Below are 19,184 nucleotides of genomic sequence, written 5' to 3'. Positions count from 1 at the left end.
TCCGGTGACGAGCGTCTATTAAGGTGGTGAATCGAAATGGCATCATTACGTGAGATTCAGATGCGGATCACCTCGACCCAAAGCACGAAGCAAATCACGAAAGCGATGAACATGGTGTCGGCCTCGAAATTGAACCGCGCTCAAGGGAGCAACGCCAACTTCAAGCCGTACATGACCAAGTTGCAGGAAGTCATCTCGTCGATTGCCGGCGGTACTTCAGGCGCAACACACCCGATGCTTCAAGTCCGTCCCGTCAAACGGACCGGCTATATCGTCATCACGTCAGACCGCGGACTTGCTGGTGGATATAACGCCAGCGTCCTTCGTGACGTGTATCGCGAGTTGAAAGCCAAACACGGTTCAACAGACGAGTACCGTCTGTACGTGATCGGGAAGGTCGGCGTTCAGTTCTTCAAGGCCCGTAACATTCCGGTGTACAGTGCCATGACAGGATTAAACGACCAGCCATCATTCGTTGAAGTCGCAGAGATCGTCAAACAGACGGTCGGCGCGTTCAGTGAAGGCGAGATCGATGAATTGAAGCTCTGCTACAACTCATTCATCTCTGTCATCAGCCAAGAAGTGAAGATCGATCGATTGCTTCCGCTTGGGAATATCGAACAGACCGCATCCAATGTGATGTATGAATATGAACCAGAAGAAGAAACGATCTTAGCAGCGCTTCTCCCGCGTTACGCGGAAGGACTCATCTACGGCGCGCTCCTCGATGCGAAAGTATCGGAGCACGCGGCTCGGATGACGGCGATGTCGAATGCGACAGATAACGCGGATGAACTCATCCGTGGACTCAAGCTCAAGTTCAACCGCGCGCGTCAAGCGGCGATCACACAAGAAATCACAGAGATTGTCGGAGGTGCGGCTGCGCTTGAATAAGCGCACGCCCTCTAGATTGTAGGAGGCTAACACGATGAACGAATACGGCATGAAAGGCCGCGTAGTCGCAGTCATGGGCCCAGTTATCGACGTTAAGTTCGACAACCACTTACCGAACATCTATAACGCCCTTAAAGTCACACACGTGGCTGAATCGGCGCAAGATGTCAGTGTCGACTTGACGCTCGAGGTAGCGATTCACCTTGGGGATGACACGGTCCGTACGATTGCGATGGACTCAACGGACGGCGTTCGCCGCGGCATGGAAGTACTTGACTTAGGTTCACCGATTTCAGTACCAGTCGGAGAAGAGACGCTCGGTCGTGTCTTCAACGTACTCGGTAACCCGATTGACGATAAAGAAGTGTCACCGACTGTCCGTCGGTCACCGATTCACCGTCTCGCACCGACGTTCGATGAATTGTCGACAAAAGTTGAGATCTTGGAAACAGGGATCAAAGTCGTCGACCTTCTCGCACCTTATATCAAAGGTGGTAAAATCGGCCTCTTCGGTGGTGCCGGTGTAGGTAAAACCGTTCTCATCCAGGAACTTATCAACAACATCGCGCAAGAGCACAGCGGGATTTCTGTATTCGCAGGAGTCGGCGAGCGTACGCGTGAAGGAAATGACTTGTTCCACGAGATGACGGACTCAGGCGTTATCAAGCAAACGGCGATGGTCTTCGGTCAGATGAACGAGCCGCCGGGCGCGCGTCTTCGCGTAGCCTTGACGGGTCTTACAATGGCAGAGTACTTCCGCGATGAGCAAGGACAAGACGTTCTTCTCTTCGTCGATAACATCTTCCGTTTCACACAGGCAGGTTCGGAAGTTTCGGCCCTTCTCGGTCGGATGCCATCTGCCGTAGGTTACCAACCGACACTCGCGACGGAAATGGGTATGCTTCAAGAGCGGATCACGTCAACAGCTAAAGGATCGGTTACATCGATTCAAGCCGTATACGTACCAGCCGATGACTATACTGACCCGGCTCCAGCGACAACGTTCGCTCACCTTGATGCAACGACTAACTTGGAGCGTCGTCTTTCGGAGATGGGGATTTACCCAGCCGTTGACCCGCTCGCATCGACTTCACGTGCCCTCTCGCCTGACATCGTCGGACCAGAGCACTACGAAGTAGCCCGCAACGTCCAGCAGACGCTTCAGCGTTACAAAGAGCTCCAAGATATCATCGCAATCCTCGGTATGGACGAGTTGTCTGAAGACGATAAGCTCACGGTTCACCGTGCGCGTCGCATTCAGTTCTTCTTGTCACAAAACTTCCACGTGGCTGAGCAGTTCACAGGCCAAAAAGGTTCGTACGTACCAGTTAAAGAGACAGTCCGCGGCTTCAAAGAGATCCTCGATGGCAAACACGATGATCTTCCAGAAGATGCATTCCGTCTCGTTGGTCCAATCGAAGACGTCATCGAAAAAGCGAAGACGTTGGTCTAAGACCTACACGGAAGGGGGAAACTAGACGATGAATACGCTTCACGTCAACGTCGTCACCCCGGATGGCGCAGCCTATGAGGGCGAGGCACGGATGGTCGTCGCAAAATCGGTGACTGGTGAAATCGGTATCTTACCGAAACACATCCCGATGGTGACACCGCTCGATATCTCAGTTCTCAAACTGCGCCACGAAGATGGTGGACGCACGCTGATCGCACTCAGCGGCGGTTTCATGGAAGTTCGTCCCGACACGGTGACGATCTTAGCTGAAACAGCCGAAATGGCGGATAAGATCGACTACGACCGCGCTTCTGCGGCGAAAGTTCGTGCCGAGCGTCGTCTTCAAGACACGAAGCTCTCGGACCTCGAATTCCGCCGTGCGGAGCTCGCGCTCAAAAAAGCGATCAACCGCTTGAGCATTCGCGATATCAAAGAATAACCAAACATCTCCTCTGCTGCCGCAGGGGAGATTTTTTTGGTTCATACGAATGGAAGCTACAGATTACTTCTATATATATGTAGGACAAAAGTATCAGAAGTTTTGCGTCCGAACAGTGGAAGACAGAGAGACCACATCCGATAATATAAGTGGAACGATTGCAAAGGAGATACCAAAATGAAAGTTTATGTGGCGCGTCAACCCATTTTTGATCAAAAACTACGGATCTGTGGCTATGAGCTGTTGTATCGCCGCAGTGAGAAAAATATATTTGAACATGTCGACGATGCACTTGCGACCGCCGACGTGATTCATAACGCCTATCTCGTCTTCAATTTTCGAGAACTGACGGAAGGGACGCGGGCGTTCATCAATTTTCCGCAAAATTTGATTGAAAGTGAAGTGCCGACTCTGTTGCCCCGGCAAACGCTCGTCATCGAAGTGCTCGAACACGTCGAACCGACCGAGAAAGTACTGGCTGCCTTACGCTCGTTACGACGGAAAGGGTACACCATCGCGCTCGACGATTTCGTGTTCGAAGAGAAGTATCGACCGCTCATCGGCCTTGCCGATATCATCAAAATCGATTATCAAGCGACGCCGATTGACCAACAGAAACGATTGATCGATGCGCTCGGGCACCGAGTCGAATTTTTAGCGGAGAAGATCGAGACGCCGTTCGAGTACGAGACGGCAAAAAAACTCGGCTACCACATGTTCCAAGGTTACTTCTTCAGTCGGCCGACGGTCGTCCATGGTGCCGAGGTCCATCCACTTCGGCACACGCTCGTCGAAGTGTTGAAAGAACTCGATACGCCCGACCCGAACTTCCGATATATTGCGAATCAAATCGAACGCAGTGTCGACTTGTCGTACAAGATGCTTCGGTCGGTCAACACGGTCTATCAAAAAGGCCGACATACGATTCAGTCGATCGAGCAGGCCGTCGCGCGCATCGGTCTCGATGAACTGCGCCGCTGGTCTTACTTGATGTTGCTCCGTGAATTACAGACGTCCGAATCCAAAGAATTGATTAAACAGAGTGTCATCCGTGGCAAGATGATGGAGTTGATCGCGGCCGAGACGTTGCCGTATGTGAAGGCGTTTGATGCATTCATCACCGGGATTTTTTCATCACTCGACGTCATCTTGGATGAAACGATGCAAACGCTCGTCTCGGAACTCCCGGTCGAGCCGGTCGTCAAGGCGGCACTCCTCGGAGAAGATAACGACTTACGTGAGTTGCTCAATATGGTACTCGCTTATGAACAGTTGACGATACGGGTCGAGGAGGACGCGCCGGACTTGTCTCGCTACTATGTCGAGGCGATTCGATGGAACCAAACGTATGATGTTGAAGTGAATAATGTTTGAAATGTTGAAGGGACGTCAATTACTGTACTAAGGCCATGCGCCGATGACGTTCCTTTTGTATGCGGTTTCTGGAGAGAAAGCGAGTTGATCGGATGAACCCATTCCACTACTCACTTATACGCTAAGTCTTTTTTTCTCTAATGCGACATGCTATGATTAAAAATGGTACGAATTTTTGAAAAGAGGGGAATCGTCGATGTTGAACACCGTCTTATCGCTCGTCATTTACGTCGTAGCGATCTATGTCGCTTGGTGGGCACTCATGCCGGTCAAATGGGATCGTGTGCTCAATCAAGTGAGAAGTCCGCAAGCTGCTGTCTTGCGCGTCCTCGTGGCCGTCGTCTTCGGTTCCCTGATCGCCCAGTTCTTTTTGGAATATATCCGATTGGCTCAGGCGCTCGCACCATTACAGTAGCTACAGAAGTGATTACTAAACTGTAATCCTGCTGTAACGTTTCGTCTATATTTATCATGTAGGATAAATTCGTCTGACATGACGAATTTTCATCAGATTTCATTTTAGATTTTTATTCATTATTTTCTCTCTGATGAAACGTCACGTGTTACAAACCATCATAGTAATCGACATAACTGCATCCGGTAACGGATCTCGACGCATAAAACAAAAAATCAACGAAGTTGGAGGACAAAGAGAGATATGAAGGATTTGATTGTAGTCCGTGGAGGACGTAAATTGTCAGGTACTGTGCGTGTTGAAGGAGCAAAAAACGCCGTACTCAAAACATTGGTTGCCACTCTTTTAGCAAGTGAAGGAAAGTCGGTGTTACAAAACGTGCCGCGCCTTGCTGATGTGTACACGATTAACAAAGTACTTCGTCACCTCGGTGCAGAGGTTTCGTTTGACGAAGCGAATAACGAAGTCACTGTCGATGCGTCGGGTACAATCAAAGACGAAGCACCACTTGAGTACGTCCGCAAGATGCGTGCCTCGATTCTCGTCATGGGTCCTCTCCTTGCTCGCCTCGGACATGCACGTGTTGCGATGCCGGGCGGATGCTCAATCGGTTCACGTCCAATTGACCTCCACTTGAAAGGCTTCGAGGCAATGGGCGCGAAGACGGTCATTGGTAACGGCTTCGTCGAAGCTTCAGTCGACGGTCGCTTGAAAGGTGCGAAGATCTACTTGGACTTCCCATCTGTCGGCGCGACAGAGAACATCATGATGGCGGCGGTCCTCGCTGAAGGGACGACAGTCATCGAGAACGTCGCCAAAGAACCTGAAATCGTCGACCTTGCCAACTTCTTGAACGGTATGGGTGCACACGTGCGCGGTGCCGGTACAGAAACGATTCGCATCGAAGGCGTGGAGAAGCTTCACGGCGCTGAACATTCAATCATCCCTGACCGCATCGAAGCCGGTACGTTCCTCGTCGCAGGTGCCATCACAGGCGGCGACATCGAAGTCATCGGCGCTGAGCGCGAGCATCTTCGTCCGCTCATCTCGAAGATGGAAGAAATGGGCGTCAAGTTCGAGGATACGTCGGAAGGCATGCGCGTCATCGCACCGGATGAGTTGAAGCCGGTCGATGTGAAGACGATGCCGCACCCAGGATTCCCGACGGACATCCAAGCTCAAATGATGGCGCTCGTCTTAAAAGCCGGCGGCACATCAGTCATCACGGAGACGGTATTCGAGAACCGCTTCATGCACGTCGAAGAATTCCGCCGCATGAACGCAGACATTAAAATCGAAGGACGTTCGGCCATCATCAAAGGCGGCGTTCGCCTCCAAGGTGCTGAGGTCGTCTCGACTGATCTTCGTGCCGGTGCCGCTCTCGTCCTCGCTGGACTCATCGCAGACGAAGAGACACGCGTTGGCGATCTCTACCACATCGACCGTGGCTACGTCGACTTCCACAAGAAACTTCAAGCTCTCGGTGCTGACATCGAGCGCATCGAAGGTACTGTCGAAGTTGCCGAAGAAATGGTGAAGAACTAATTAATAGACTCATAGGAGCGAGGAGAGACTCTTCTCGCTCTTTTCAATGAAGTAACGAACGGAGGAACCTACACACCATGTTTTCAAAAGATATCGGGATTGATTTAGGAACAGCAAACGTCGTCATCCACGTCAAAGGTCGAGGCATCGTCCTCGACGAGCCATCCGTCGTTGCCATCAAACGTTCGACAGGGAAAGTACTTGCTGTCGGGACAGAGGCGTATCAGATGGTCGGACGGACACCAGGTGACATCGTCGCCATCCGTCCGCTCCGTGACGGCGTCATCGCTGACTTCGCGACAACCGAAGAGATGCTTCGTCATTTCGTCGAGAAGATTCAAGTCCGCGGTTTCTTTGGCGGCATCCGCATGCTCATCTGTACGCCGGCGAACGTGACACCGGTCGAAGCGAAAGCCATCCGTGAGGCGGCCGAGAAGGCCGGGGCGAAAGAAGTCTTCCTCGCCGTAGAACCGAAAGCAGCAGCGGTCGGTTCGGGCATGGACATCTGGAAGCCGGTCGGGCATATGATCGTCGACATCGGTGGCGGGACGACAGACGTTGCCATCCTCTCGATGGGTGATATCGTCTGCGGTGAAACGATTAAAATCGCCGGGGACCGTTTCGATACGGACATCCTCCGCGCCATCAAGGACAAGCATAAGCTCGTCATCGGAGAGCGGACGGCCGAGCAAATCAAGAAAGAGATTGCGACGGTCTTCCCGGGCGGACGTAATGAGACGATGGATATCCGCGGTCGTGACATGGTGCGTGGGCTTCCGCGTACGGTAACCATCACGTCGGAAGAACTCCGTGAAGCAATGGCCGAGTCGGCGAACGAGATCGTCGAAGCGACGAAGCGTGTCCTCGAACAGACGCCTCCGGAACTTGCGGCCGATATCATCGACCGTGGTATCATCATGACAGGCGGCGGCTCGCTCCTCCACGGCATCGACCAGCTCGTGGCCGAGCGTGTCGGGTTGCCGGTCATGATCGCCGAAGAGCCGACGCTCAGTGTCGCGCACGGCACGGGCATCATGCTTGAGCACTTGGATCGCTTGAAGTAATACGATATAGAGGTACGACGTCTGCAGGCGTCGTGCCTTTTTTTGCATTCAAGACTGTCCGAATTTCCTGGAAATGGATAGACTAAGGGAGGAGGGCTGCAGATGAATCCATTGATTGAGCCATTGACTTCGAAAGGGGTCGAGGTCACAGAGATTGAGAGCCGTGGTCAAGAAGCTCGTCAGACGTGGCTAATGAACTTCATACGACCAGAACAGCGGATACGGCTTTCCCCTTATCTGTGGGAGGATATTGTGGCATGGGATGAAGGCTGTTTCGTCGGAACAGCCGCGGATCAAGCGTTCGAACGGGCCGCGAAGTGGAAAGCGCTGCTCTTCTTTCAGCATTCGGACGATATGCTCGAGCTCGATTTGACGCAAGCCAAACCACTTGCGAGAAAAGACTTGATTGCCGCAACGATGGACTATGCGGACGTCTATATCGTCGATCCGGCTTACACATGGACGTATGTCATCCCGCATGAAGCGGATTGGGGACCGTATTTTCTCACTAAATTAAAGGCTAAAGGGGATGATTGAATGACACGACCACTCACACTCATTACCGGCGTCAGCCGGATGCAAAGCATCGGGGCGGCCATCGCACGAAAACTTGCTGCGGCTGGCCATGACCTATATCTGACGCACTGGAGCCCGTTTGACGGCACGGAAGGCGTTGGGGCAGAGCCAGACTTCATCGACGGATTCGTCGCCGAATTACAGGCATCAGGAGCTCGCGTTGCCCATGAGTCGTATAATCTGACGTCTGGAGACGCAGAAGGGCTACTCGACCGCGTCGAGGCGGCGCTCGGTACGCCAAGCCGTCTGATCAACAATGCGACGTATGAGCGGCACGTGAGCGTCGATACGTTCACGATAGAGACGCTCCGCCGTCATTATCTCGTCAACAACGAAGGGACGCTCGGTCTGACGTTCGGCTTCATCGAGCGGTACAAACAAGCGGGGCATACGGACGGACGCATCCTGTTTATGGTGTCTGGCGGTGCGGATGCGTCCAATTTGGCCTATATCGCGACAAAGGGCATGCTGATTGCGATCACGCCGGCACTCGCCAACGGGGCCGGGCAGTACGGGATTTCCGTGAACGCGCTCGACCCGGGTCCGACCGATTCAGGTTGGATTGATGACGCGTTCCGTCAACAGCTCGAGCCGCTGTTCCCACATGGACGTGTCGGCACACCTGAGGACGCGGCGCGTTATATCGCCTTCCTCATGGGGCCGGACGGGGCATGGGTCAACGGTCAACATCTCCACGTCGACGGCGGTTTCGTCGGACGTTAAAACGAGCCTCTCCCATAGACGGGGAGAAACTCAGGATGTGAACGAATCGATTCGCCAAACAGCGAGTTGGTTCGTTTTTTTATTTACTGATTGGGAAGAGACGGTCTATAGTTACCCTCTTTTGTTTTTGAAGGTCAATATGTAAATGAAGGATGATAGGAATGAAAAACGGCCGCCTGAAGGCGACCGTTTGCATTGCTCGTCAAGGGCGCCCCGACTCCGACAGGAAAGCAATCCGACGGAGACCCAGTAGCGACGCGAGTCGTGATGCGGCTCCGAGATTGTCTACGGAAAGTGTGGGGGCCGACGAGCAAGATGTTTCGCAATAGTCTATGAGCTGAGCTTCTCCTGGATTCTGGTAAAGCTCTTTTTTAATGCCACATATAGTCTTTGTCCACGAAGAGACGAGCGCTCAAGTCCGCCTGCGTGAACGGCTTTTCTTTTGCGTCCAACCAATCATGATAGTCGCATAGACAGGCATCATCCAAATGGAGCGAATAGCCGTTGTTGATCGTCTGGACCGAGATGCTTAAATCATATTCGGCGAGCGTCTTCTTCAAGCGATAAATGAGATTGTAGACATTGTGGAGCGCACGTTGCGGCTCATCAATGTCTGGGTACAGTGTCTCGGCAATCAGCCATCGAGCAGTGCGGCCGATATGAGCGCGAGCATCGTCGATATGGAATCGGTGTTCACCGATTATCGGTCCGAACTTGACTCTCAAGAGACGAGCTTGCGGGAAGAGTTATCCGAACAGCTCGCCAAAGCCCAATGGATGTGGTTGCTCATTTTGCTTGGTGCTTTATTCATCTTGTTCGTCAGTTTGCAACCGTACGTCGTACGTTTGACAAAGCAACTCCAAGCACTCATAGCGAACAGTGAACGACTCGCGGTCGACCCGTACGCCACGCTCATTCCAATCGAACCGCTCCAAAACGAGGTCGGACAATTGTCGAAATCGTTCTCGGAGATGTCAAGCTCGTTGATTCACCAGCACGATGAACTCGAGAAGGAGCGGGAGAAGACAGCCCGCATCTTGCACACGATGCGTGACGCCATCGTCTTCGTCGAGACGGACACCAATCAATGTTTCGCCAACGAGGCACTATTTAATCTGTATGAACAACCTTTCCTGTTTGGAGACCGTCAAAGCCTGTATCCAATCGACGCGTTTTATGAACCCTTCATGGCGCAAATTGATGACCAAGACGGTTTCAAGCGCTTCACGAACCGGGCCAAAAACTGTGGGATTTTTGACGAGACGTTTACGTATTCGATGCAAAGGGGAAGACGTACCGTACGGATGTACGCCGAACCGATTGAACTGCAGGACGAACGTTTCGGCGTGATGTTTGTGTCGCGGGATATCACGAAAGAGATTGAAGTCGACCGCTTGAAGACGGAACTCGTCGCGACGGTCTCTCATGAGCTTCGAACCCCGCTCACATCCATTCTCGGCTTTACCGAACTACTTGAACATCGTCATGTCGACGAAGAGAAGCGGAAACGCTACTTGAGCATGATTCATAGCGAGAAGACCCGACTCGAGCGGCTTGTCAGCAATTTGCTCGACGTGCAGAAGATGGAGGCCGGTAAGGGCCAGCAAGACTTCAAAGTCGAGAGTTTGTTCGAACTATTGTCGGACGTCCTTGAGATTCATGCCGGTTCGACCGAGTTGCATGCATTTCATTTCGAATGTGATGAAACGCTTCGCGTCTCCGGGGACCCGGCGCAACTGCGTCAAGTGTTCTCGAACATTTTGAACAACGCCATAAAATATTCACCCGACGGCGGTAACATTGTCGTCAACGTCTCGTGCGAGGACGATGTCATCCGGATCGCCATCGAAGACGAAGGGATGGGTGTGGCGCCCGCAGATGCCGAACGACTGTTTGAGAAGTTCTACCGTGTTCAGAGCGAGCAGAGTCGCCATATTGGAGGCACCGGCCTCGGACTCGCCATCTGTAAAGAGATTATTGAATCGCACGGAGGGACGATCAACGTACGTTCGGAATTGGGGAATGGGACGATTATGACGGTCGAACTTCCGATTGTCGCTTGATGCAAAACCACTTCACGAGGAAGTGGTTTTTTAGTTTTTTTAGAAAAACGGTAAACGAAGCGTTCCTTTGGTACGATATAAGAAGTGAAGAATTTGAACGATGAAGGGAAGACGACCATGCTACGCGGATTATATACGGCGGCAGGCGCGATGAACGCGCTTCAACGTCAACAAGAGATTTTAAGCAATAACCTTGGAAACGTCCGGACACCTGGATTCAAGGCGTCAAACGGCGTCGTCCGTTCATTCCCGGAAATGTTGCTCGCTCAAGTGAGCCACTCTGGGAATGCGGGATCACGCGTACAAGGTGAGGTCGGCACGCTGTCGACGGGCGTCTATCTGCAAGAGACGATGCCACGTTTCTCGACAGGCAGCATCTCGGAGACGGGCAGCCCGACTGACGTATATATGAAAGTACCGGCTGACTTTACCGGAGCGGCCATGTTTGCCGTTGAACAAAACGGTGAGACGCTCTATACGACGAACGGACGCTTCGCGGTCGATGAGGAGCGCTTCTTGCGTTCAGCGGACGGCGGCTACATCCTCTCGGATGCCGGCGCGCGGATTCAATTGCCGTCAAGTGAGTTCACCTTGTCAGACGACGGTCAAATCACGTCGCTCGGTCAAAACGTGGCGACGCTCGGTGCCGTCCAAATCGATGACTTGGCGACACTCGAACAAGTCGGGAACGATTATCGGGTCAATGGAGACGCCCTGCCCGCTGCGAACGTTCAGTTCCAGCAAGGATTTATTGAAGAGGCGAACGTCGATCTCGATCGAACGATGGCCGATTTGATGACGACGTATCGTCAGTTCGAGGCGAACCAAAAAGTCGTCCAAGCGTATGACAAGAGTGCCGAGCGGGCCATTGAAATCGCTCGGATTCGTTAAGGAGGAAGCTTATGCAATCGATTTATAATTCGGTATCGTCACTCACACAGCTCCAGCGTCAGCTTGATGTGACGGGCCATAACATCGCCAACGTCGACACAGCCGGCTATAAGCGGGAACAGACTCATTTCGCTTCGCTCTTGTCACAGGCTTATGACAATCAACCGCGTGCCGAACTTGAAGTCGGACGTGACACGCCGAACGGGATTCGTATCGGGGTCGGGGGCCACGTCGCGGACATCAGTCAACAGTTCAATATCGGTCAGATTCGGAAGACCGACCGTGGCCTTGATGTGTTCTTGAAAGCAAGCCGCCAGTTCTTCGCCGTCGAGACGGAGAACGGTATCGGATTGACTCGGAGCGGGAACCTGCAACTGTCGGTCGGTGACACGACGACGCTCGTCGACGTGAACGGCAACGCCCTCCTTGGTGCGGACGGCAATCCGATTGACATGCCGAACGAGGCGACGGGGCACCGCGTCCGTCAAGACGGCATGGTCGTCGCCAGCGTGAACGGGGTCGAGCAAGAGTTCGGCCGTCTCGATATCGTCGAGGTGCGTAACACGTCGGCATTGCGTCCGCTCGGTGACAACGTCTATGCGGCTGACTTGGCGGCGGACGTCGATCGTCCGCTCGGCAATCTGTTGATTGAAGGGACGCTCGAATCGTCGAACGTCGATTTGACGAAAGAGATGACCGACATGACAATCACCCAACGCGCGTATCAGATGAACTCACGGGCGCTGTCGATGAGTGACCAGATGATGGGGCTCGTCACGTCGCTCCGTCCATGATGATGAACCGTTCTTCTTCGGAGGAGCGGTTTTTACATTATAATGAAGCGGAGGAGGGATGGACATGCGAATTGTCGTGGCGATGGATTCGTTCAAAGGGTCACTCACGAGCGTGGAAGCCAATCGGGCGGTGCGCGAAGCGCTCGCTGAACATGACGTCATCGAGGTGCCAATCTCAGACGGCGGCGAAGGTTTTTTGGACGCGTGGCTCTTGACGCACCCGCAGGCCGAGGTGGTCACGCAAGACGTGATGTCGCTTGACAGGACGGTGCGGAAAGCCCGGTATGGCTGGTCGGAACGAACGCGCGAGGTGGTGATTGAAGTTGCCGAGGCGTCTGGCCTCACCCTCATCGACGTGCTCGACCCGTGGCGCTACAGTTCTTATGGGACGGGACTGCAGATTAAAGATGCACTTGGGCACGGGGCGACACGCATCACGGTCGGTCTCGGCGGGAGCGCGACCGTCGATGGAGGGAAAGGCTTGCTCGAGGCGCTCGGCGTCCGCTTTCTTGATGAGACAGGGCATGTCATTGATTCGTTCCCGCATCAACTCGAGCGCGTCGCGCAAGTCGATTGGACCGGACTCCTCCCGGAAGCGCGTCATGTCGAGTGGCGTCTGGCCTCGGACGTGACGAATCCGCTCCTCGGACCATCAGGGGCAGCGGCCGTATTCGGTCCGCAGAAAGGATTGGCGCTAACGGACGTCGCCCGTTATGACGAACAGCTCGCCGCGTATGCCCGTTGCTTCGAGCGTGATGTGACGGGACAACCTGGAGCGGGCGCGGCCGGCGGGATCGGCTTCGCGCTCTATCAACTCGGAGCCGTATATGGGAGCGGGATTGACGAGGTAGTACGGTGGTCGAACCTAGAGGAGACGTTGCGAACGGCCGATTGGTTGATCACCGGGGAAGGCCGGTTCGATGAACAGTCGCTCCACGGGAAAGCGCCGTACGGGCTGGCCCGACTCGCCCATGCGCATGGTATCCCGACGCTCGTGTTCGCTGGACAGACTGACCTAGTCGATGTGCCAGACGTCGGTATCCAAGCCGTGTTCCCAATCGTTTCCCGGGTAATGACGCTCGAGGAAGCGATGCAACAGGCAGAACCGCTTCTCACGAACGCCGTTAGTCGAGTAATGTCGATCCTCGACAAAAACGCCTGAACCGATTTTGATTCAGGCGTTTTTACGTCACGGACGTTCTTTTAACAAGTCTCTAATCTCAGACAGGAGCTGTTCCTCACGCGACAGTTCCGGCTCTGGCGTCTCTTCGACCGCTTGCTCGCGTTTCAGACGGTTCAACACTTTGACCATCATGAACAAGGCGAAGGCGACGAGGAAAAACTTGACGATTTCTTGCAGGAAGTTGCCGTACGTCACGTTCACGCCGAGCACCGACACTGCGAGCATCGAGAAGTCGATGCCACCGATGAGGATGCCGAGGAACGGCATGAAGATGTCATTGACGAGCGACGTGACGATGGCCGTGAAGGCGGCCCCGAGGATGAAGGCGACGGCGAGGTCGATCACATTGCCTTTGATGGCAAACTCTTTGAATTCTTTCCACATGAAATAGTACCTCCTATAGGATGAATACTCTTACGGTAGCATAGCATCGGTGGAAGCGGGCAGGAATATTTCATAAAAGCGTTCCTCTTGTTCTAGACCGGACGCTTGTTCGACATTTGGAGATACGTTACACTTAGATGGAACTCATGCAATAGTTTTATTACCTGGTACTAATATGTTATAATCAATTCAGCTGAAAGGATGTATGGACGTGGCGAACGAAGAACAGAACGGCTCGGAACAGACCGAGTCCAAAGAGCGGACGAAGCGGAAGCGATTGTCAAACCATCGACGTTTCCCGATCTTGTTACGCGTCATCGTTGTCTTGTTGTTGGCTTTCGTGATGCTTGCGATTGGGGCCATCATCGGGTACAGCGTGATTGGCGGAGGCGAGTGGAAGGACGTGTTCAACATCGACACGTGGCGCCATATCACCGATTTTTGGCTAACCTCATAAGGGTGGTGGAACCATGTACACGATTGAACAGATTAAAGAAGTGATCCCGCATCGGTACCCGTTTTTGCTCATCGACCGGATTCTTGAAGTCGAAGAAGGCAAACGGGCCGTTGGATTAAAGAATGTGACGGCGAACGAAGAGTTCTTCAATGGACATTTCCCAGACTATAACGTCATGCCTGGCGTCTTGATCGTCGAGGCGCTCGCGCAAGTCGGCGCGTTCGCCATGCTCAAGCAAGAGGCAAACCGAGGCAAGCTCGCGTTCTTCGCAGGCATCGACGGATGTCGCTTCAAACGTCAAGTCGTCCCGGGCGACCAATTGCGCCTCGAGGTCGAGATCTTGAAAGCGCGCGGACCGATCGGTAAAGGGCGCGCCGTGGCGACGGTCGATGGAGAAGTGGCGTGTGTTGCGGAGCTCACTTTCGCCTTGAAGTGAGGAGAGAACGAGATGCGTGCATTGGTGATTGCCTTGATTATCGGATTGGCAACAATTGTCGGTTGCCAACAAGTGCAAGATGACCCGGTCGAAGAGAACGTCGTGTTCGAGCAGGACGTCGATGATGCGATGATCAATAAACGGGCCGGCCAATCGGAATCGATTGCGGTCTCACTGGAGCGGACGAACAGCTCGACGATGCTGTTCACGATTCGGATGCTCGAAGACCGTCGCCTCGACCCGACGACGATTGTCAGTTATGAAGTCGACGGCACGCGTGTCCCAATCCCGTTCGGTGAAATCGTCGCTGAACGTGAAGGGGATGTGCGGACGTACGTCTATCAAGCGGATTTGAACCCCGATTTATTCGTCACCGAGACGCTGCCGCTTTTCCATATCGGAGAAGACGGTGAGGCCGAGGTGTCGATACCGCTCGAGGTTATAAATTCGACAAATGAATGAACGAACGGATGGTTTTTGTCGAAAACATCCGTTTTTTTCGTGCACATTTCCTGAAAATCATCCGATATACAAGTAAAGATGATTGGAGGGAATCATATGAGACGGAAGAAACCACAGTCACTGCAGACCCGGATTTTAGCGATGATGTTAATCTTTATCACGCTGCTCATCGTCACGTTTGGGGTGTTACAGTACGTCAGTACGAAACACACGGTACAGCGTTCGATGCAAGCGGTCCTGTTAGCGGACGGGGCCCGCATCAGTGAGGCGATCGATGGGGAAGCGTATGCGGCTTTTTTACAAAATCCGGCGAAAGATGAACGGTTCGAGCAGTTTCGGGAACAGCTCGACACGTATCGGACGCAAATCGGGGCCATGTACGTGTACACACTCGCGACCGACGGGGAAGAACTTCAAATCATGGTTGACGGGATGAGTGCATCAGACGCGGTCGACATCGGCACTCCGACGACGGCGACGACGTTCGATGACGCGAAACCCGTGTTTGACGGTGGGACCGTCACGACACCGATTGTCGAAGACCCAGAGTACGGGGACTATATGACCGCGCTCGTTCCAATCATACAAGGCGGGGACGTGATCGGTGTCCTCGGAATCGATAAAGGGGCGAGCGACGTCGCCGCGGTGACAGAAGCCGTGCTCCAAGAGAGCCTGCCGCCGATCCTCATCGGACTCGTCATCTTGCTCGGGGTCGCCTCGGTCCTCATTTGGCGCTATCTCGGCTGGAAGCTCCGACCGCTCCGTGAGCTTGAACGCGTCGCGACGCACATCGCGAGCGGTGACTTGGCGACGGCAGCTCATGAGGTGAACAACATCCAGTTGAAAGCAAATGATGAGATCAAGCGGCTCACCGCCTCGATGGACCAGATGACGAAGATGCTCCGTGATTTGATTTCCGGATTGCAGACGTCCGCTCAGACGGTGCGCGATGAGAGCGGCAACGTGGCGAGCATCTCGGAAGAAGTGAACGACGCCTCGCGGCAAATCGCGTTCACGATGGAAGAGATTGCGGGCGGTGTCGAGAACCAGAGCGTGCTCACGATGAAGCTGTACGGGCATATGAACGAATTTTCGGGACTCGTCGACCGGACGGCGCACGACGGCAACGGGGTAAGTGAGCAGGCAGAAGTCGTCAGTCGGGTGACAGCCGAAGGACTTGAACTGATGGAGGACGCTGTCGGCAAGATGACGAACATTCATCTACAAGTGCGCGAGTCGCAAGGACAGGTGAAAGACTTTGAACAACAAGCGGACGAAGTGACGACGCTCGTCACGATGATCCGTCAAATCTCGGCGCAGACGAATTTGCTCGCGTTGAATGCGGCCATCGAGGCGGCCCGCGCCGGCGAGCACGGGAAAGGGTTCGCCGTCGTCGCTTCTGAAATTCGAAAATTGTCAGATAGCGTCGCCAAATCGGTCAGTGAGATCTCAGAAATCGTCGGCAGCGTCAAACAGAACTCGATCGCGCTCGGCGAAACGTTCACCGACAGCATGCACGCCGCCGAGGACGGCAAGCGGACGCTCGAAGCGACGAAGCAGGCGTTCAACGAGATCGAACAGAGCGTGCGCGAGATGCAACGCCTGACGAACTCAATGCAAGGACAACTCGGGCGCGTCAAGACGAACCAAGACGACATCAAACGTGGTCTCTCGGACATCGCGTCGATTTCTGAAGAGAGCACGGCCGGCAACGAGGAAGTGGCCGCCTCGACCGAACAGATGTCGGCGACGAGCGAGACGATGAACCGGCTCGTCAAAGATTTGTCGCACACGGCCGAGGACATGCAACGCATGAGCCGGCAGTTCAAGTTGTAAACAGTCTCAAGTCAGACAGACCTCCGTTGCGTCCGTTATACTAGGCGCAAGGGAGGTTTTTTCATGCAACGTGTCTCAAGTGAACTCACACAATTCCGCGGCAGTCACTACGACTTTGGCCGCTTTCAAGGTACTTATATTAAGCGCAGCAAACTGCTCGAGAACCGGACCGACCAGTGGAAGCTCCGCGTCCCGCGCTTTGAGATTGATGAGCGCGAGGCGAAGCAGGCGTTCGACCGGTTCGCCCCGAAGATTTGGGAAGAACTGCTCGGTCTTCAGGACGAGCTCGAGTTGACGCTCGCCGACACGCTCCTTCATTTCGGTCATTTCCGGGTCAATAATCCGATCAGCGGCTGTTCGATTTTGACGGGGGACAACTTCCTTGTCCGCAATTATGACTATCATCCGATGACATACGACGGACGCTATAACGTGTTCCAACCAGATGAGGGTTACGCCGTCATCGGGCCCGTCTCGCGTGTCACCGGCCGAATGGACGGGATGAACGAGAAAGGGCTCGCCATGGGTTATAACTTCATCAACCGACGGCGGCCAGGGGACGGGTTCGTCTGTCAGATGATCGGCCGAATGATTCTCGAGACGTGCGCCACGGTCGAGGAGGCGGTCGATCTGCTGCAAGAGATTCCGCACCGCGGCTCGTTCACGTATGTCGTCCACGACAAGTCGTCGAAGACGCGGGTCATCGAGGCGACACCGCGCGATATTCGTGTCCGCGAGTCAAACATCTGCACGAACCATTTCGAGCTGCTGCAACACGAGAACCGTTACCATCTTGATGATTCAACGCGCCGGATGATGGAAATCAAGATGTATCAACATATCGTCCAAGACGCCGAGAGCGCGTTCCGGCTCATGAACGACTCGGATAAGGGCGTCTTCTCGGAGCTGTACAAGAGCTGGGCCGGCACGATTCACACGGCGGCTTACTTCCCGGAGACGCTCGAGACGTGGTTCGCCCTCGGTGGCGACCGCGACCCGGTCATCTTCGATTTTCAGGAGTGGCTCGACGGCAAAGATTTCGATTTACATGCCCTCGACGGGGAAATCGCGACCGATATCGAGTTCGCGAACACGGTCCAACTTTGGCGGTAACACAAACAAGCAGCGGCTCATAATGAGTCGCTGCTTGTTTTCATTCTTTTGACGCATGTTGGCCCGTACTGAATTCTGCAAAACCGGGAATACTCATAGCAGGAGGGATTTATGATGAAACGAATCGGATTATTGGCCATCATGCTCAGTTTGATTGTCGTCCTCGGCGGCTGTGTGCCGGGCGACGGGACGTACACGACCGACCCGGCTGGATTCTTTTGGGGCGTCTGGCATGGTTGGATCGCACCAGTGTCACTCGTTTTAGGATTGTTCAATGACACGTATCGCATCTATGAAGTGAACAACACCGGTTGGTTCTACGATTTGGGCTTTTATATCGCCATCATCAGCGGGTTCGGCGGCGTGGCCGTCACACGGAAGGGTCGAGGTTGACGTTTGACGGGCTTTCGTCCGGACACCGCGACCGTATGATTATCACGCGAGTCAGAACCTCGTGTCTCGAGAACGTCGGTCAGGTCGAGCGCGAAAACGGCGGGGATGAACTGTTCCCGCACGATGGACGCGATGCCATCCCACGTCACTTTTCCCGTCGCAGTAAGTGATAACGAATGACCCGCCCGGAACGAGAACGCGATCAATCTCGGCAAGAACCGCAGGCACGTCTTCCCAAAAGTAGAGTGTGTGGATGCTGAAGACGCGGTCAAACCGCGCGTCCGGAAACGGGAGCGTCCTGAGGTCGCCTTCGACGACTTCGGCTCGCCCAGCTTGCACGTCCATTCGATTTCGTCGAAGCGCCGAGCGGACGATGGTCGGGGAACGATCGAGTCCGGTCACATGCACGTGATTATAGCCACGTAGCATCTGCGCCAGTGCGTCGCCGGCCCCGCAACCGAGGTCGAGAACGCGATTATCGGGCTGAATATGAAGTTGCTCAATCGTCCAATCGACTTCGACCCGGTGTTGCCTGACCATCTTCTCACCGATATACGTGCCGACGATGCCGCGTGGATTCTCGTATTGACTGTCAATCCATGTTTGGAGACGCGTGAAGCGCATCGAACCATTCCTTTCCAAATAAAGTCGAGGTAGATTGAGTGTAGCATAACCATTTTGGGAGGGGA

Annotated in this window: 22 protein-coding genes; 19 read left to right on the top strand and 3 right to left on the bottom strand. The window is 54.0% G+C overall.

The genetic code is table 11. The features are described 5' to 3' along the window. Nucleotides 1–36: 36 nt before the first annotated feature. The 9 genes from atpG (at nucleotide 37) to DPV68_RS01845 (ending at nucleotide 8,483) form a co-directional block, all read left to right on the top strand. The gene (gene atpG / locus DPV68_RS01885) at nucleotides 37–894 is read left to right on the top strand and encodes an ATP synthase F1 subunit gamma (protein ID WP_021066139.1); all 858 of its coding nucleotides are present in this window, start codon (nucleotides 37–39) and stop codon (nucleotides 892–894) included. 34 nt (nucleotides 895–928) lie between these two features. Next, a complete protein-coding gene (gene atpD, locus DPV68_RS01880) occupies nucleotides 929–2,347 on the top strand; it encodes a F0F1 ATP synthase subunit beta (RefSeq protein WP_021066140.1) in 1,419 nt (472 codons plus the stop codon). A 28-nt stretch (nucleotides 2,348–2,375) separates the two neighbouring features. Further along, entirely contained in the window at nucleotides 2,376–2,786 is a 411-nt protein-coding gene (locus tag DPV68_RS01875; RefSeq protein WP_114165152.1) for a F0F1 ATP synthase subunit epsilon, read from the top strand. Between the two features lie 177 nt (nucleotides 2,787–2,963). Then, nucleotides 2,964–4,160 (top strand): EAL and HDOD domain-containing protein, encoded by a 1,197-nt coding sequence (locus DPV68_RS01870; protein ID WP_114165151.1) that lies wholly within the window; start codon nucleotides 2,964–2,966, stop codon nucleotides 4,158–4,160. A gap of 196 nt (nucleotides 4,161–4,356) precedes the next feature. Next, nucleotides 4,357–4,575 carry a DUF1146 family protein gene (locus DPV68_RS01865; RefSeq protein ID WP_114165150.1) on the top strand — a complete coding sequence of 73 codons (219 nt, stop codon included), beginning with the start codon at nucleotides 4,357–4,359 and terminating at the stop codon, nucleotides 4,573–4,575. Between the two features lie 243 nt (nucleotides 4,576–4,818). Beyond that, a complete protein-coding gene (gene murA, locus DPV68_RS01860) occupies nucleotides 4,819–6,120 on the top strand; it encodes a UDP-N-acetylglucosamine 1-carboxyvinyltransferase (RefSeq protein ID WP_114165149.1) in 1,302 nt (433 codons plus the stop codon). Between the two features lie 77 nt (nucleotides 6,121–6,197). Beyond that, a complete protein-coding gene (gene mreB, locus DPV68_RS01855; protein WP_021066145.1) occupies nucleotides 6,198–7,184 on the top strand; it encodes a rod shape-determining protein in 987 nt (328 codons plus the stop codon). A 102-nt stretch (nucleotides 7,185–7,286) separates the two neighbouring features. Further along, the gene (locus DPV68_RS01850; protein WP_114165148.1) at nucleotides 7,287–7,721 is read left to right on the top strand and encodes a DUF4275 family protein; all 435 of its coding nucleotides are present in this window, start codon (nucleotides 7,287–7,289) and stop codon (nucleotides 7,719–7,721) included. Next, complete coding sequence (locus DPV68_RS01845) at nucleotides 7,722–8,483, top strand: SDR family oxidoreductase (RefSeq protein ID WP_114165147.1); 762 nt, start codon at nucleotides 7,722–7,724, stop codon at nucleotides 8,481–8,483. It begins immediately after the preceding gene. 371 nt (nucleotides 8,484–8,854) lie between these two features. Here the strand turns inward: DPV68_RS01845 and DPV68_RS01840 are convergent, their stop codons facing one another. Next, nucleotides 8,855–9,043 carry a hypothetical protein gene (locus tag DPV68_RS01840; protein ID WP_232819453.1) on the bottom strand — a complete coding sequence of 63 codons (189 nt, stop codon included), beginning with the start codon at nucleotides 9,041–9,043 and terminating at the stop codon, nucleotides 8,855–8,857. 24 nt (nucleotides 9,044–9,067) lie between these two features. On the opposite strand from DPV68_RS01840, the gene DPV68_RS01835 reads away from it, so the two are divergent. The 4 genes from DPV68_RS01835 (at nucleotide 9,068) to DPV68_RS01820 (ending at nucleotide 13,393) form a co-directional block, all read left to right on the top strand. Next, nucleotides 9,068–10,546 (top strand): sensor histidine kinase, encoded by a 1,479-nt coding sequence (locus DPV68_RS01835; protein ID WP_114165146.1) that lies wholly within the window; start codon nucleotides 9,068–9,070, stop codon nucleotides 10,544–10,546. A 117-nt stretch (nucleotides 10,547–10,663) separates the two neighbouring features. Then, a complete protein-coding gene (locus DPV68_RS01830) occupies nucleotides 10,664–11,437 on the top strand; it encodes a flagellar hook-basal body protein (protein WP_114165367.1) in 774 nt (257 codons plus the stop codon). 11 nt (nucleotides 11,438–11,448) lie between these two features. Next, nucleotides 11,449–12,231, top strand: coding sequence for a flagellar hook-basal body protein (locus DPV68_RS01825; protein ID WP_114165145.1), 783 nt, complete (start codon nucleotides 11,449–11,451; stop codon nucleotides 12,229–12,231). Nucleotides 12,232–12,295: 64 nt separating this feature from the next. Beyond that, nucleotides 12,296–13,393 carry a glycerate kinase family protein gene (locus DPV68_RS01820; RefSeq protein WP_232819452.1) on the top strand — a complete coding sequence of 366 codons (1,098 nt, stop codon included), beginning with the start codon at nucleotides 12,296–12,298 and terminating at the stop codon, nucleotides 13,391–13,393. A 27-nt stretch (nucleotides 13,394–13,420) separates the two neighbouring features. Here DPV68_RS01820 and mscL read toward each other — a convergent pair whose 3' ends face one another. Further along, nucleotides 13,421–13,798 (bottom strand): large-conductance mechanosensitive channel protein MscL, encoded by a 378-nt coding sequence (gene mscL, locus DPV68_RS01815; protein ID WP_114165144.1) that lies wholly within the window; start codon nucleotides 13,796–13,798, stop codon nucleotides 13,421–13,423. A gap of 205 nt (nucleotides 13,799–14,003) precedes the next feature. Here mscL and DPV68_RS01810 point away from each other — a divergent pair, with 205 nt between their 5' ends. From DPV68_RS01810 to DPV68_RS01785, 6 genes are all read left to right on the top strand, one after another. After that, nucleotides 14,004–14,255 (top strand): DNA-directed RNA polymerase subunit beta, encoded by a 252-nt coding sequence (locus DPV68_RS01810; protein ID WP_114165143.1) that lies wholly within the window; start codon nucleotides 14,004–14,006, stop codon nucleotides 14,253–14,255. A 13-nt stretch (nucleotides 14,256–14,268) separates the two neighbouring features. Further along, the gene (gene fabZ, locus DPV68_RS01805) at nucleotides 14,269–14,691 is read left to right on the top strand and encodes a 3-hydroxyacyl-ACP dehydratase FabZ (protein WP_114165142.1); all 423 of its coding nucleotides are present in this window, start codon (nucleotides 14,269–14,271) and stop codon (nucleotides 14,689–14,691) included. Nucleotides 14,692–14,703: 12 nt separating this feature from the next. Further along, the gene (locus tag DPV68_RS01800; RefSeq protein WP_114165141.1) at nucleotides 14,704–15,153 is read left to right on the top strand and encodes a hypothetical protein; all 450 of its coding nucleotides are present in this window, start codon (nucleotides 14,704–14,706) and stop codon (nucleotides 15,151–15,153) included. Nucleotides 15,154–15,249: 96 nt separating this feature from the next. Beyond that, nucleotides 15,250–16,989 carry a methyl-accepting chemotaxis protein gene (locus DPV68_RS01795; RefSeq protein WP_114165140.1) on the top strand — a complete coding sequence of 580 codons (1,740 nt, stop codon included), beginning with the start codon at nucleotides 15,250–15,252 and terminating at the stop codon, nucleotides 16,987–16,989. A gap of 63 nt (nucleotides 16,990–17,052) precedes the next feature. Beyond that, nucleotides 17,053–18,102, top strand: coding sequence for a C45 family autoproteolytic acyltransferase/hydrolase (locus DPV68_RS01790; protein ID WP_114165139.1), 1,050 nt, complete (start codon nucleotides 17,053–17,055; stop codon nucleotides 18,100–18,102). 114 nt (nucleotides 18,103–18,216) lie between these two features. Beyond that, a complete protein-coding gene (locus DPV68_RS01785; protein ID WP_198662219.1) occupies nucleotides 18,217–18,495 on the top strand; it encodes a hypothetical protein in 279 nt (92 codons plus the stop codon). 51 nt (nucleotides 18,496–18,546) lie between these two features. Here DPV68_RS01785 and DPV68_RS01780 read toward each other — a convergent pair whose 3' ends face one another. Beyond that, nucleotides 18,547–19,119, bottom strand: coding sequence for a class I SAM-dependent methyltransferase (locus DPV68_RS01780; RefSeq protein ID WP_232819451.1), 573 nt, complete (start codon nucleotides 19,117–19,119; stop codon nucleotides 18,547–18,549). Nucleotides 19,120–19,184: the final 65 nt, after the last annotated feature.

The sequence above is a fragment of the Exiguobacterium sp. TNDT2 genome (genome assembly GCF_003331145.1).
In the GTDB taxonomy this organism is placed as follows: Bacteria; Bacillota; Bacilli; order Exiguobacteriales; family Exiguobacteriaceae; genus Exiguobacterium.
Note: the sequence above shows the minus strand (reverse complement) of the source record. Positions and strands in the feature narration are given on the sequence as shown.

What these genes read in the sequence shown, in the direction of transcription:
- DPV68_RS01810 (WP_114165143.1), top strand. Translation starts at nt 14,004, where the DNA reads ATGGACGTGGCGAACGAAGAACAGAACGGCTCGGAACAGACCGAGTCC.
- DPV68_RS01780 (WP_232819451.1), bottom strand. Translation starts at nt 19,119, where the DNA reads ATGCGCTTCACGCGTCTCCAAACATGGATTGACAGTCAATACGAGAAT.
- DPV68_RS01830 (WP_114165367.1), top strand. Translation starts at nt 10,664, where the DNA reads ATGCTACGCGGATTATATACGGCGGCAGGCGCGATGAACGCGCTTCAA.
- DPV68_RS01865 (WP_114165150.1), top strand. Translation starts at nt 4,357, where the DNA reads ATGTTGAACACCGTCTTATCGCTCGTCATTTACGTCGTAGCGATCTAT.
- DPV68_RS01845 (WP_114165147.1), top strand. Translation starts at nt 7,722, where the DNA reads ATGACACGACCACTCACACTCATTACCGGCGTCAGCCGGATGCAAAGC.
- mscL (WP_114165144.1), bottom strand. Translation starts at nt 13,798, where the DNA reads ATGTGGAAAGAATTCAAAGAGTTTGCCATCAAAGGCAATGTGATCGAC.
- DPV68_RS01825 (WP_114165145.1), top strand. Translation starts at nt 11,449, where the DNA reads ATGCAATCGATTTATAATTCGGTATCGTCACTCACACAGCTCCAGCGT.
- DPV68_RS01850 (WP_114165148.1), top strand. Translation starts at nt 7,287, where the DNA reads ATGAATCCATTGATTGAGCCATTGACTTCGAAAGGGGTCGAGGTCACA.
- atpG (WP_021066139.1), top strand. Translation starts at nt 37, where the DNA reads ATGGCATCATTACGTGAGATTCAGATGCGGATCACCTCGACCCAAAGC.
- DPV68_RS01800 (WP_114165141.1), top strand. Translation starts at nt 14,704, where the DNA reads ATGCGTGCATTGGTGATTGCCTTGATTATCGGATTGGCAACAATTGTC.
- DPV68_RS01790 (WP_114165139.1), top strand. Translation starts at nt 17,053, where the DNA reads ATGCAACGTGTCTCAAGTGAACTCACACAATTCCGCGGCAGTCACTAC.
- DPV68_RS01875 (WP_114165152.1), top strand. Translation starts at nt 2,376, where the DNA reads ATGAATACGCTTCACGTCAACGTCGTCACCCCGGATGGCGCAGCCTAT.
- atpD (WP_021066140.1), top strand. Translation starts at nt 929, where the DNA reads ATGAACGAATACGGCATGAAAGGCCGCGTAGTCGCAGTCATGGGCCCA.
- DPV68_RS01870 (WP_114165151.1), top strand. Translation starts at nt 2,964, where the DNA reads ATGAAAGTTTATGTGGCGCGTCAACCCATTTTTGATCAAAAACTACGG.
- DPV68_RS01820 (WP_232819452.1), top strand. Translation starts at nt 12,296, where the DNA reads ATGCGAATTGTCGTGGCGATGGATTCGTTCAAAGGGTCACTCACGAGC.
- fabZ (WP_114165142.1), top strand. Translation starts at nt 14,269, where the DNA reads ATGTACACGATTGAACAGATTAAAGAAGTGATCCCGCATCGGTACCCG.
- murA (WP_114165149.1), top strand. Translation starts at nt 4,819, where the DNA reads ATGAAGGATTTGATTGTAGTCCGTGGAGGACGTAAATTGTCAGGTACT.
- DPV68_RS01795 (WP_114165140.1), top strand. Translation starts at nt 15,250, where the DNA reads ATGAGACGGAAGAAACCACAGTCACTGCAGACCCGGATTTTAGCGATG.
- mreB (WP_021066145.1), top strand. Translation starts at nt 6,198, where the DNA reads ATGTTTTCAAAAGATATCGGGATTGATTTAGGAACAGCAAACGTCGTC.
- DPV68_RS01785 (WP_198662219.1), top strand. Translation starts at nt 18,217, where the DNA reads ATGAAACGAATCGGATTATTGGCCATCATGCTCAGTTTGATTGTCGTC.